General features: G+C 69.5%; 11 protein-coding genes and 1 pseudogene. 4 read left to right on the top strand and 8 right to left on the bottom strand.

The features are described 5' to 3' along the window. The 8 genes and pseudogenes from OOT08_RS04040 to OOT08_RS04005 all read right to left on the bottom strand — a co-directional run. On the bottom strand, positions 1–984 hold a 984-nt coding region (locus tag OOT08_RS04040; RefSeq protein ID WP_442916176.1), incomplete at its 3' end, for a thiamine pyrophosphate-binding protein. 56 nt (positions 985–1,040) lie between these two features. After that, positions 1,041–1,822 (bottom strand): annotated as a pseudogene (locus OOT08_RS04035) (cyclase family protein). Positions 1,823–1,977: 155 nt separating this feature from the next. Beyond that, on the bottom strand, positions 1,978–3,540 hold the full coding sequence (locus OOT08_RS04030; protein ID WP_325091243.1) for an ABC transporter substrate-binding protein: 1,563 nt from the start codon (positions 3,538–3,540) through the stop codon (positions 1,978–1,980). 147 nt (positions 3,541–3,687) lie between these two features. After that, positions 3,688–4,884 carry an amidohydrolase gene (locus tag OOT08_RS04025; protein WP_325091242.1) on the bottom strand — a complete coding sequence of 399 codons (1,197 nt, stop codon included), beginning with the start codon at positions 4,882–4,884 and terminating at the stop codon, positions 3,688–3,690. After that, a complete protein-coding gene (locus tag OOT08_RS04020; protein WP_325091241.1) occupies positions 4,877–5,647 on the bottom strand; it encodes a gamma-glutamyl-gamma-aminobutyrate hydrolase family protein in 771 nt (256 codons plus the stop codon). Before OOT08_RS04020 ends, OOT08_RS04025 begins: the two co-directional genes overlap by 8 nt. 79 nt (positions 5,648–5,726) lie before the next feature. Then, positions 5,727–7,403, bottom strand: a complete 1,677-nt coding sequence (locus tag OOT08_RS04015; RefSeq protein ID WP_325091240.1) for an ABC transporter ATP-binding protein — start codon at positions 7,401–7,403, stop codon at positions 5,727–5,729. Continuing rightward, entirely contained in the window at positions 7,400–8,368 is a 969-nt protein-coding gene (locus OOT08_RS04010; RefSeq protein ID WP_325091239.1) for an ABC transporter permease, read from the bottom strand. The genes OOT08_RS04015 and OOT08_RS04010 overlap by 4 nt, the downstream gene beginning before the upstream one ends. A 3-nt stretch (positions 8,369–8,371) precedes the next feature. Beyond that, positions 8,372–9,328 (bottom strand): ABC transporter permease, encoded by a 957-nt coding sequence (locus tag OOT08_RS04005; protein WP_325091238.1) that lies wholly within the window; start codon positions 9,326–9,328, stop codon positions 8,372–8,374. Positions 9,329–9,556: 228 nt separating this feature from the next. Between OOT08_RS04005 and OOT08_RS04000 the strand changes: the two genes are divergently transcribed. From OOT08_RS04000 to scpB, 4 genes are all read left to right on the top strand, one after another. Continuing rightward, a complete protein-coding gene (locus OOT08_RS04000) occupies positions 9,557–10,306 on the top strand; it encodes a FadR/GntR family transcriptional regulator (RefSeq protein ID WP_325091237.1) in 750 nt (249 codons plus the stop codon). Positions 10,307–10,394: 88 nt separating this feature from the next. After that, positions 10,395–11,303, top strand: a complete 909-nt coding sequence (locus OOT08_RS03995; RefSeq protein ID WP_325091236.1) for a ParA family protein — start codon at positions 10,395–10,397, stop codon at positions 11,301–11,303. Positions 11,304–11,322: 19 nt separating this feature from the next. After that, on the top strand, positions 11,323–12,195 hold the full coding sequence (locus OOT08_RS03990; protein WP_442916175.1) for a segregation and condensation protein A: 873 nt from the start codon (positions 11,323–11,325) through the stop codon (positions 12,193–12,195). Continuing rightward, on the top strand, positions 12,188–12,853 hold the full coding sequence (gene scpB, locus OOT08_RS03985; protein WP_325091235.1) for an SMC-Scp complex subunit ScpB: 666 nt from the start codon (positions 12,188–12,190) through the stop codon (positions 12,851–12,853). The genes OOT08_RS03990 and scpB overlap by 8 nt, the downstream gene beginning before the upstream one ends. Positions 12,854–12,899 lie beyond the last annotated feature (46 nt).

Raw genomic sequence — 12,899 nt, 5'->3', positions numbered from 1 at the left:
ATACCCGGCTCCGGTTCTGGGGGCCTGCCGGAGCGCCGCGGTGACGGCGCTCGCCGTCGCCGCGCTGTCCCCGAGCACGCCGAGATCCACGGGGCGATTGCGGCCGAGCGCCGCCTCCTCCAGGTCAACCTGCGCCACCCGGGCCCCGGCTCCGATGAGCCGGCCGTGCCGCATGGTCCACATGTTCAGCGCGCAGCCGAAGCCGACGACGAGGTCCGCCCCCGCGATCAGCTCCGCCGTGAGCGGGGACGAAAAGCCGCCAGAGATACCGAGATCGAAATCGTCCCCGCGGAAGAGGCCCGTGGCCACCGCCGAGGTTGCGAGCAGCGCGCCAGCGGCCTCGGCGAGGGCGCGCAGCTCCGGCCCCGCCCCGCGGGCCCCGCGGCCCGCCACGATCACGGGGCGAGCCGCCCGGGACAGCTCCGCGGCCAGCGCGGCGACCGCCGTATCCTGCGCGCGGGGGCGGGGGAGCGGCTCCGGGACGGCGAGATCGAGCCCCGTCTCCGCGGGCACCCGCGCCGCCTGCACGTCCAGGGGGAGATTGAGCACGACCGTGCGGCGCTCGTCCCGCGCGGCCCGGAACGCGCGCACCGTGTCGACGACGGCGCTCGCCGCCGAGTGCACCCGGTGGGACTCGGCGGTGACCGCGCGGGCGAACCCGGGCTGGTCCATGGAGAAGTTGGAGCCGACGCTTGCGGCGGCGGCCTCGGCGGCAAGCACGATGACCGGGGTGCGACTTTTCGCCGCCTCGCCGATGCCGGTCGCCGCGTTCGTCAGCCCGCACCCCTGGTGCACGGACACGAGGCCGACGCGGTCGCTCATCCGCGCGTAGGCATCGGCCATCGTTGCGGCCCCGCCCTCGTGCCGGGCCGCCGTGAACGGCACCCCGTTGGCGACGAGGGCGTTCGTGACCGCGAAGTTTCCCGAGCCGACGACGCCGAAGCAGTGTCCGGCCCCGAGGCGGGCGAGGAGCCGGGCCACCAGCTAGGCGACCGAGATCGTGGCCCCGGCGTGCTGGCCGGCGGGGACCTCGCCCCCCGTCACCGGCTCGCGCCCGCGACGAGTGCGAAGACGCGGGCGGGGCTCGCGGTGCCGCCCACGATCGGCAGGGGGCGATGACGATCATCGCGCCCGTCGGTGGCAGCTCGGCGAGGTTTTGCAGCGAGGTGACGCCGTATTTGTCGTTGCCGAGCAGATGGGAGTGCACCGGGAAGGGCGGGTCGAGCTCCGCCCCGCGGCCCCAATCGATGCCGACCGTTTCCACCCCGAGGCCGGAGATCTCGCGCTCAGTGGCGAGCCAGAGCGCGCACTCGGCGGACAGGCCGGGGGTGTGCGAGCCCGTGTCGTCGGCGTTCAAGAAGGCCTCTTGATCGCTCGAGTATCGGTCCCATCCGGTCCGAAACAGCACCCAGGCGTTCCGTTCCAGGCGGCCGTGCTCGGCCTCCCACGCCTCCACGTGCGCGATTTCCAGCAGGAAATCGGCGTCGGCGAGGGCCTGGGCGCTGAAATCGAGGACCGCGGCGGGGCCGATCAGCCGCTCGGGGGCCAGCTCGGAGACGTCGAGGCCGTCCCGGCCGCTCGCCCAGTGCACGGGGGCGTCGACGTGCGTGCCGATGTGCTCGCCCGTGTGGATGTTGTGGTGCTTCCAGAACGGGCCGGGCTCGTTGTAGGCGCTGATCTCCTCCAGGCTGAAATCGATCAGGTTCGCGAAGGGCGCCGGCAGCCGCAGGGTCGGCGTCGACGCCGAGAGCGGATTCGTGAGATCCAGGATTCGGACCGATCCGGAGCCGATCGCGCCGAGCAGCGCGGAAATGGGGGACATGGTTCCTCCTCGTCGAGGGAGCCGGGCCGGCTCGGGGTGGGGGCGATTTCTCGGGTCAGTCTACGGCTCGTGCCCGGCGGGGAGGCGGCTCCCCGCCGGGGAAACGGCCAGGAGGCGGGCGCCTGAACGGCGCCCGCCTCCGCAATGAGCCTGACCTACTCGGCCATCTCCGCGTTCCACCAGATCACCGTGGAGTCGAAGATGGGGAAGCTCTTGACCCGGTCTGAGGTGGCGAAGAGCGAGTGCGCGTCCCCGAGGCGGCTCAGCGGGCGCAGGTCCTCAACGTACTGCTGCATGTCGTTGTAGAGCAGCTGGGCGTCCTCGATCGTGGGGGCGGAGCGGTAGGACTCCAGGAGCGCGTGCAGCTCGTCGCTGTCGGAGTATCCCGGGTTGCCCGGAACGAAGCCGATGGTCTGCGTCGGCTCGTTCTTGACGACCTGCGGGATCAGCCCCAGGTCCCAGGAATCCTGGTCGTTCAGGTACCGCTCGATGAACGCGGCCCACTCGAGGCTTTCCACCTCGACGTTCATCCCCAGCGCCTGCAGCTGCGCCTGCACCATCACCGCGGAGTCCTGAGCGGTGTCGAAGTCGCCGGTCGTGAGCAGGGTGATCGGCTGATTGGTGTAGCCGCCCTGTGCCAGCAGCTCCTTGGCCTTGGCGGTGTCGGCCGTGTTGAAGGTGTCCTTGCCCACCTCGGTGTTCCAGAGCGGCTCCCACGGCTTCGTCATGTTGTGGTGAACAAGATCGTAGTATTCCTGCTTGCCAACCGTCGCGGTCATGATCTCGTCGCGGTCGAGCGCGATGTTGATGGCCTGCCGAATGTTGACATCGGACACCGTGCCGCTGTGGATGTTGTACGCCATGTTGATGGGCTCAACCTGGTAGGTGCCGAGGGTGACCGAGGGATCGGCTTCGAGCTGCTCGACCGAGTCAAAGCCGAGGCCCGTGGTTGCGTCGTACTGCCCCGTCTGGATCCCCGCAACCGTGGTGGTCGGGTCCGTGACGAACTCGTAGGTGATCGAGTCGATCTTGGCGTCCTTTTTCCCCGACAGGCCGCTCGAGGGCGCGTCCACCGACTGGTACTCATCCCACTTCTCGAGCACGAGGCGCTGATCGGCGACCCACTCCACGAAGGTGTACGGGCCGGTGCCGATGACCTCGTTGATCGGCTCGTCCCCTCCCGCCTCAATGATCTCGGAGGGCATGATGACGGGGACGTTGAGGAGCCGGCTGGACAGGTGCAGCAGGTGCAGGAAGCTCGGGGTCTTCACGGTCAGCACGACCGTGTTCGCGTCGGGGCTCGTCCAGGTCGCGCCCGCGAAATCGGTCTGGCCGGCCGGGCTCAGCCGCGTCCAGCGCTCCATCGAGGCGATGACGTCGGTGGCATCGAGCTCGGAGCCGTCGTGGAAGGTCACGCCCTCGCGCAGCGTGAAGGTGTAGGTGAGTCCGTCCTCGCTTCGCTCGAAGGACTCCGCGAGCATGGGCTGGACCTCATAGTTCTCGTCAACCGTGACGAGCGTCTCGTAGACCGGGCGCGTCAGCTCGGCGACCATCGCGACCTGGGTGATGTGCGGGTCCAGGTTCGGCGGCTGCGCGGCCGAGGTGACGGTGATCTCGGTGCCACCGTCGCTTGCGGTGCCGCCGCCGGCGCAGGCGGTGAGCGCGAGGCTGCCGACCGCGAGGGCGGCCAAGAGGGGGAAACGGGTACGGGTTTTCATGCGGTGATGCTCCTTTGCAACGTGTGTACGACGACTCCGCGGCTGGCGCGGCCGGGGGGAGCCGCGCCAGTACTACAGACTCTAGATGATGTATTTCTAACGAACGGTGCTTCTGCGGTTTTGAGGCCGAAACGTGACCTTCTGGCCTCAGTCGAGCTCCCCGAAGGGGGTATCGCTGAGGAGGCGGGACCGAATCTTGCGATCCGTGGCGAGGTCGATCGCGGTCTGGGCGAGGAGCGTGGCCCCGTCCAGAACCGCGGCGTCCCCTGCGGGACCCGCTGCTCGCGCGGCGAAGTCGGCAGTGTGCAGGGTGAGCCCGGCGTCTCCCAAGCCGATCATGGGGTGGATGGAGGGGAAGCGCTGCGACACGTTGCCCATGTCGGTCGAGCCGCCGTTCGCGCCGACCGCGAGCGGCGAGCGCCCCAGGGCCGTTGCGTTTCTCCGATACGCCTCCGTGAGATCGGCATCAATGCGCATGTTGGCGTATCGACCGTCCCGCTCAGCCTCGATTTCGACCGTGCACCCGGCCGCGAGCGCTCCGGCGCGAATGCACCGGGTGACGACCTCGGTCACGCGGTCCAGGCTCTCCATCGAGGTGGCACGAACCATCCAGACGGCCGCGCTGGACCCCGGGATCACATTGGGGGCACCGCCGCGCTCGGCGATGCTCCCGTGAATCTGCTGCCCCGGCTCAAGCTGTTGGCGGGCCAGTCCGATCGCGGTGAGCGTCACGGTGAGGGCGTCAAGCGCGTTGATCCCCCGATGCGGGGTGAGGGAGGCGTGGGCTTCCCGGCCGAGAAACCTGGCAGAGATGCCTCCCGAGGCGAAGGGGTTCATGCTGACCTCGTCGCTCGGTCCGGGGTGCACCATCAACGCGGCGTGGGTGCCGTCGAAGACTCCGGCGTCGAGGAGGGTGATTTTTCCGCCCTCGTTCTCCTCGGCGGGGGTGCCGATGAGCCGAATCGTCGCCCCGAGCTGATCGGCGAGGGGCGCCAGCGCGAGGAACGCCCCGAGACCGGCCGTCGCGATGACGTTGTGCCCGCAGCCGTGACCAACCTCCGGGAGCGCGTCGTATTCGGCGCACACCGTCAGGACGAGCTCGCCCGTGCCCGCCTGGGCCAGGAACGCGGTCTCCAGTCCGCCGACGCCCAGCGTGGCTCGCGCGCCGGGAACCTGGGCGGCCGCGTCGGTGAGCCACCGCGAGGCCTGGGTTTCCTGCAGCCCGAGTTCGGGGTGCTGGGAAATCCGGTGGCTGAGCGCCAGCAGATCCTCGGCGTGTGCGGCCACGGTGCGCGCGGCCTGCTCACGGAGCGCGGCGGCGTCGGGTGCGCTTTGCTTAACCACGGAGGGCCTCCCGGGGGAGCGTCGAGCCGTCGGGGTCGGTCGCGCGGCGGGCGATCTCCGCGGCGAGCGCGCGGAACTGGCCGTCACGAACGGGCCCGGCTTCCTCCTCGCCCTCGGGGTGCCACTGGACGCCGATTACCCAGCGCTCTCGGTCTTCGAACGCCTCGATCAGCCCGTCCTCCGCGTAGGCGGTTGCGACGAAGCCGTTTCCCAGCCGGTTGACGGCCTGATGGTGCGCGGACTGGATGGACACGACGGCTTCCCCCAGGCTGTCCGCGAGCAGGGTGCCGGGCTCGACGCGAACCGAGTGCCGGACGAATTCGTCGCTTTCGCAGCCCGGCTCCTCCGGGGCGGTGTGCACCACGCTGCTCGGGGCGAGGTCCTCGTGCAGGCTGCCGCCGTAGACCACGTTCAGCACCTGCGCGCCCCGGCAGATGCCATAGACGGGCAGCTGGGCGGCGAGGGCTCGCTCCGCGATGGAGAAGTCCAGGGCGTCCTGTTCCGGGTTGACGTCGTAGAGCTCCGCGATGCGGCGACCGCCGTATCGCTTCGGGTCGACGTCGCCCCCGCCGGGAAGAACGACCCCGGAGACGCCGGTGAGATCCGCGTCCGGATCCTCGACGATCAGGGGCTCAAGGCCCACCGACCGGATCAGGTCGATGATGTCGAAGAATATCTTGTTCGCGCCGGCGACGCGCGGGTCGAGCCCGTCCGAGCTGGACAGCCGTGCCGGGACGGCGACGACGGGGAGGGGGTGATTCATGATGCCTCTCTGGGGTGGTATGGGGCGCAGCGCGCCGAGGGTGGGGAAGCCGGGGCGCTCTCGCGCACGGTGCGGCGGGTCAGCGGGGCCGCTCGGCGAGGGCGGCCCGTCTGCCGCGCTGGATGACGGGGTCGGGCACGGGCACCGCCGCAATGAGCGCTTGGGTGTACGGCTCCCGGGGGTGCGTGAGTACCTCGGCGGTCTGCCCGACCTCAACGAGCGATCCCCGTTGCAGGACGCCCACCCGGTCGGCGAGCAGCTCGACCACGGCAAGGTCGTGGCTGATGAACAGCGCGGCGAAGCCGAGTTCCTGCTGGAGCTCCGTGAAAATGTCGAGCACCTTCGCCTGCACCGAGACGTCGAGCGCGCTCGTCGGCTCGTCGGCGATCAGCAGCTCCGGGCTCAGCGTGAGCGCTCGCGCGAGGCCGACCCGCTGCCGCTGCCCTCCGGAAAGCTCATAGGGGTGGCGTTTCGCCATCTGGCGGGGGAGCTGCACGGCGTCCAGGAGCTCGAGGACCCGCGCCTGCCGGGCCCCTCGCTCGGGGAAGGCTCCGTGCACGCGCATGGGCTCCGCGATCGATTCCTCGACCGTGAGGAACGGGTTGAACGAGGACGCCGGGTCTTGGAAGACGTAGCCGATGCGTCGGCGCGCCGCACGGAGTTTCGCCCCGCGGAGTCTGGCGATCTCCTGGCCGAACACGCGCAGCGACCCGGAGGCCACGGGGGCCAAGCCGCCGATCGTTTTCCCGATCGTTGACTTCCCTGACCCAGATTCCCCGACGAGTCCGAGCACCTCGCCGGGGGCGATCTCGAAGGAGACATCGCGGACCGCGTGGAATGCCGGCTGCCGGAAGCCGCCGGAGTAGACCACGTTCAGTCCGGAGGCGGCCACCGCCGGAACCGGGCGCTCCGCCGCGGTACTGCTCGCGACCGGGGCCGGCCGCTCCCGGAGCTGCGCGTGGCCGAGCCGCGGGACCGCCGCCAGGAGGCGCTTGGTGTACTCCTGGGTGGGGGCGGCGAAGAGGGTGTCCACCGGGGCCTGCTCCACGAGATCGCCCTGGTACATCACCGCCACGCGGTCGGCGATATCGGCCACGACGCCCATGTTGTGCGTGATGAGCACGATCGCCGCGCCAAAGCTCTCCCGGCACTCGCGGAGCAGGTCCAGGATCTCGGCCTGCACCGTCACATCCAACGCGGTGGTTGGCTCGTCGGCGATAATCACGGAGGGCTTGAGCGCGAGCGCCATCGCGATGACGATTCGCTGCTTCTGGCCTCCGGAGAACTGGTGCGGGTAGGAGTCGATGCGCTCCTCGGCGTCGGGGATGCCCACCGCCGTCAGCATCTCGATCGACCGGCGGCGGCGCTCCTTCGGGTCGGTGATCCCGTGGGCGCGGAGTCCCTCGGACATCTGCCAGCCGATCCGGAACACGGGGTTGAGGGCGGTCGACGGCTCCTGGAAAATCATCGCCGCGTCAGCGCCGCGGATCTTCCGCAGTTCGTCGCCGGAGGCGGTGAGGACATCGGTGCCGCGGAGCAGGATCGCTCCGCCCACGGTGGACCGGGGCGGGAAGAGCCCGAGGACCGCACGCGCGGTCAGGGTCTTTCCCGAGCCGGATTCGCCGACGATGGCCAGAATCTCGCGTTCGCGCAGATCCAGGGAGACCCCGTTGACGACGTCGATCTCGCCGTTCGGGGTGTCGATGCTGATGCTCAGCTGCCGAATCTCGAGCGGGGTGGCCTGCTGATCGGTCATCGCTTCGTTCCCTTCGTGGTGGGCTGGAATCGTGCGGTGCCAAAGCCGAACATCCGCGAGAAGAGCCCGGGCTGCTTCGGCTGCGGCTGGGAACGCTGGTCGACTAGATCGCGCAGGCCGTCCCCGACGAGGTTCAGGGCGAGCACGGTGAGCACCAGGAACAGGCTCGTGAAAATCACCATGTGCGGGGCCTGCATGATGACCGACTTCCCGTCATTCAGGATGTTTCCCCAGCTCGCCTGCGGGGCGGGCACCCCGGCGCCGAGGAAGCTCAGCGCCGCCTCGGTGATCACCGACTCGGCAAAGGTGAACGTCGACTGGACGAACAGGACCGAGAGGGTGTTCGGGAGGATGTGCTTCACCATGATGTGGATGGGCTTCGCCCCCTGCACCCGACTCGCCTCGACGAAGGTCTCGGACTTGATCGCCATCGCCTTCGACCGAACCAAGCGTGCCAACCCGGGGGTGTAGACCACGGACAGCGCAATGATGAGGTTGCCCACATTTGGCCCGAGCGCTGCCGTGAGCGCCACCGCGAGCAGGATCGCGGGGATGGCCATGAGCCCGTCGCAGATGCGCATGAGGATCTGGTCAAGGACCGGGGAGAACGCCGCGAGGACGCCGATGGCGGCCCCGAGCACGGCGCTGATGAGGGCGACCACGAAGCCGACGGTGATCGAGGTGGACGCCCCGGACAGGATCCGGGCGAAGAGGTCGCGGCCGTAGGTGTCCGTGCCGAACCAGTGCGCCGCGCTCGGCCCCTCGAGCCGATTCGTCGGCTCGACCGCGTAGGGATCGAGCCCGAGCACGGGGGGCAGCACAAACGCGACCGCGGCGATGAGGGCCAGCCACACGAGGCCGATCATGAGGCTGGGGCTGCGCAGCGCTCGCCGCAACAGCGTGTCGTTGACCGGCGGGCGAACGGAGAGCATCTGGGTGTTGGGGACGGTTGTCTGATCGCTCATGAGCTAGCCCTTCGCTTTCCCGAGTCGGACCCGGGGATCGACCAGCCCGTAGAGCAGGTCGATGACCAGGTTGATCAACAGATAGAACAGGGTGACGCACAGCACGACCCCCTGGATGATCGCGTAATCGCGTCGGGAGATGGCCTGAACGAGCAGGGAACCGAGCCCGGGCACGTTGAAGATGGTTTCGGTCACGGCGGCGCCGGTGACGAGGGTGCCGAAGGTGAGGCCGACCAGGGTCAGGATCGGGAGGCCGGCGTTCTTCAGCGTGTGGGTGAAGAGGAGCCGGGTTTCGGAAACACCGCGAGAGCGTGCCGCGTCGATGTAGTCGGCGTTGAGTACGTCGAGTACCGCGGCTCGCGTGGTGCGGGTGATCAGCGCCGACATGATCGCCCCGAGCGCGATGCCGGGCAGGATCAGCGTCTTGATCCCGAGCAGGAAGTCATCGGCGGGGTTGACGTACCCGGCGACGGGGAACCAGCGCAGCTGCACCGCGAACAGCAGCATCAGGATGAGGCCGAGGACAAAGGACGGCACGGCCATCCCGATGAGCGTGAACGCCATGACCCCGCGGTCGAGTGAGGTGCCGCGGTGCCGCGCGGCCAGCGTCCCCAGCGGGATAGCGAGCAACAGGGCCACCGTGATAGCGATGACGGCCAGCTGGAGGGTGGGGACCGCGTTGTCGCCGATGGCGGCGAGCACGGACTTGCGGAGGAAGAAGGAATCCCCGAGGTCGCCCGTGAAGACCCCGCCGAGCCAGCTGAAATACTGAGCGATCAGCGGTTGGTTGAGCCCCATCGAGTCGCGGAGCGCGTCCACCTGCGCCTGGCTTGCGTCCGGGCCGAGGATGGTCCGGACCGGGTCGCCGGGGGTCAGGTGCACGATGGAGAAGATCACCACGGACACGACCAGGAGGACCGGGATGAGACTGAGGAGTCGCTTGCCGAGGTAGCTCAGCATGCGCGGACTCCGGGGGTGCCGCTCGACCACGGACGAACCGTGCTGCGACATCCGTTCGGGGAGGGGGACGTCATCTGGGGAAGCTCCTTTGCGTAATCCAGGGGTACCGGTGCGCGGGCCTCGGCGGGCCGCGATCGAACGAATCTTTGTGCCTCGGCGTGTGCCGATAGTAGGTTTGAGGGAATCACTCGATACGGTAAGTGTTATGAACTCTAGAGGATGTAATTCATGACTGGCAAGAACTGGTCAGAATTGTTGCAACCAATCCAGGCGGCCGGGGTCGCCGAGGCGATCGTTCGGCGGCTCGGAGAGCTTCTCGGATCAGGGATTTTGTTGCCAGGCGACCGGCTCCCCACGGAGAGCGAGCTCGCGGGCTACTTCGGCGTGTCGCCGATGACGGTGCGCAGCGCGCTTCAGGTCATGCGGAACTACGAGCTGGTCGAAACCCGCCGCGGGAGGGGCGCCGGGACCTTCGTCCGCGAGGGCGCGTCCACGAAGCTGCACTACGCAGACGAGCAGAGCCCAACCCTGGAGGCCTTCACCGACTTCACGGTCTGGCGCGAGGCGGTGTCGGGCGAGGCGTGCGCGATTGCCGCGGCGGCGTCGACCCCGGAGATCGTCGCCGAACTCCGCGAGCTCGCGGCCCTCGCTGACGCGCCGGGGCTTGGCCCGGAGGAGTACCGCTTCGCCGATGCGCGCCTGCACCTCAGGGTCGCGGAGCTGACGGGGTCCCAGCGGCTCCTGGAGGCCGAGCAGCAGATTCAGGATTTCCTGACCCGATCGCTCGCGAACACCGGGCAGGCTCCCGACAGCACGAAGCTGAAAGCGCAGGGGCACAAGCCGCTCATCGACGCGATCTCCGCGGGCGCGCCCGACGTCGCGCGTGCGCGGTTCCGAGAGCACGCCAGGGCCACCGTCGACGTCCTCGTGGGGCTCGGCTACCTCTCCGCGGAGGAGCCAGAGGCCGCCCGGGCCTGAGCCAGCCCCGCGCCGGTGCGGAGCGCGGACGGCGCGGAACCGGAATCCTCGGCGCGCGCGCGGGAAAGCGCGCGGCCCGCAGGATAGGATGGACCGATACTGCACGTCAGCGAGAGGAGACGCACCCGTGGCACAGGCCGAGTCCGCCAAGAACGGCAAGAAACTCGGGCCGACGGGGCGTCCCGAGCGGTTCTACCCGGTCCCCGAGGAGCTCGACAGTCACGGCCCGGCCAGGATTATTGCGCTCTGCAACCAGAAGGGCGGCGTGGGGAAGACCACGACGACCATCAACCTGGGCGCGGCGCTGGCCCGTTACGGTCGCCGCGTGCTCGCCGTTGACTTTGACCCGCAGGGGGCGCTGACCGCGGGCCTCGGGGTCACCGCGCACGACGTGCCCACGATCTACGACCTCATGCTCGGCCACGAGAAGGACACCCGCGCGGTCATTCAGCCGACCGAGGTGCTCAACCTCGACGTGATCCCCGCGAACATCGACCTCTCCGCCGCCGAGGTGCACCTCATCAGCGAGGTCGCTCGCGAGCAGATCCTCGCGAGCGTGCTGCGCAAGGTGCAGGACGACTACGACGTGATCCTGATCGACTGCCAGCCCTCCCTCGGGCTGCTCACCGTGAACGCGCTCACCGCGAGCCATGGCGTGCTCATCCCGCTCGCCTGCGAGTTTTTCGCGCTGCGCGGCGTCGCCCTGCTCGTCGAGACCATCGACAAGGTGCGCGACCGGTTGAACCCGCAGATCGAACTCGACGGCATCATCGCCACGATGTACGACTCGCGCACCCTGCACGCCCGCGAGGTCCTGGAGCGCGTCGTCGAGACCTTCGGCGACAAAGCCTTCGACACCGTGATCGGCCGCACCGTGAAGTTCCCGGACGCCTCGGTCGCCGCCAAGCCCATCCTGAGCTACGCGCCCGAGAACGCCGCCTCCGAGGCCTACCTGCAGCTCGCTCGCGAGCTCGTCCTCCGCGGCGCGGTCGCCTAGGGGCGTGGGCGTGGCGGCGCTGGATCGGATCGGGGCCGGAACGGGAGACGGCGGCTTTGGCGCGCCAGCGACCCCCGCAGCCCCGGGCGCAGCCGACGCCGTCGCCCTCGAAACGGTGCCCGGCTTCCGGGTCACCCTGCACAACTTCCAGGGCCCCTTCGACCTGCTCCTCACGCTCATCGGCAAGCACGAGCTCGACATCACGGACGTCTCGCTGAGCCTCGTGACGGACGAGTTCATCGCCTACCTCAACGCGGCCGACGATCGCACCCTCGACGAGGCCAGCGAGTTCCTCGTGGTCGCCGCGACCCTGCTCGACCTCAAGATCGCGAGCCTGCTGCCGCAGGGCGAGGTCGTCGACGCCGAGGACGTGGCGCTGCTCGAGGCCCGCGACCTGCTCTTCGCGCGGCTGCTGCAGTACCGGGCCTTCAAGGAGGCAAGCGCCTGGTTTCGCGCGCGCCTGTCCGACGAGGAGCGCCGTCACGCGCGCACCGTGCGCCTCGACGACCGCTTCCGAAGCCGCGAGCCCGAGCTGGTCTGGACCCTCGGGCCCGAGGACTTCCGCGCGCTGGCCGTGCTCGGCCTCACCCCGAAGCAGGAACCGAGCGTCGGCCTGGAACACCTGCACGCGCCGCTCGTGTCCATCCGCGAGCAGGCCGCGATCATCGTCGCCGCCCTCCGCCAGCGCGGCTCCAGCACCTTCCGAGAGCTGATCGACGACACCGTCGAGCGCGGGGTGATCGTGGCGCGCTTCCTCGCGATCCTGGAACTGTACCGGCGCGCCTCGGTGTCCTTCGACCAGGCCGCGCCGCTCGGGGAACTCACCGTGCGCTGGGCAAACACCGCCTGGACGGACGCCGACCTCGCCACCCTGGGGGCCGACTATGACTGAACCAATCGCCCCCGAGGACAGCAGCGCCGAGGCACCCAGCGCCGAGTCGATCACCGCCGAGGGCCTCGACGCGCGCACGGCGGCCCGGCGCGAGGCGCTCGCCGCCGTGGACCTGGAGCGCGCCCTCGAAGCGATCCTGATGATCGCCGACGAGCCGCTGAGCGCGGTCAGCCTGGCCACCGCGGTGGACCGCCCCGTGCGGCTCGTCCGCAAGGCGATCCAGGCGCTCGCCGCCGATTACGACGGGGAGGGGCTGGGCGTGCGACGCGGCTTCGAGCTCCGCGAGGTCGGCGGCGGATGGCGACTCTATGTACGCGCCGAGCTCGATCCGCTCGTGACCGACTTCGTGCAGACCCAGAGCAGCACGCGCCTGTCCCAGGCAGCGCTCGAAACGCTCGCCGTGATCGCCTACCGGCAGCCCATCGCCCGCGGGCAGGTCGCCCAGATCCGCGCCGTCAACGTGGACTCCGTCGTGCGCACGCTGCTCAGCCGCGGCCTCATTACCGAGGCCGGACAGGACCCCGTCACCGGGGCGATCCTGTACGGCACCACCGACACCCTGCTGACTCAGCTCGGCATTAACTCACTCGACGAACTGCCGCCGATCGCGCCGCTGCTCGACGACGGACTGGAAGGATTTACTGATGAGCCGCTCTAGGGGCACGGGCAAGGAACCCGAGCGCGGGCACGTCGGCGGACCAGCT

Origin of the sequence: Leucobacter sp. M11 (assembly GCF_035726885.1) — a bacterium.
In the GTDB taxonomy this organism is placed as follows: domain Bacteria; phylum Actinomycetota; class Actinomycetes; order Actinomycetales; family Microbacteriaceae; genus JAPFRB01.
Note: the sequence above shows the minus strand (reverse complement) of the source record. Positions and strands in the feature narration are given on the sequence as shown.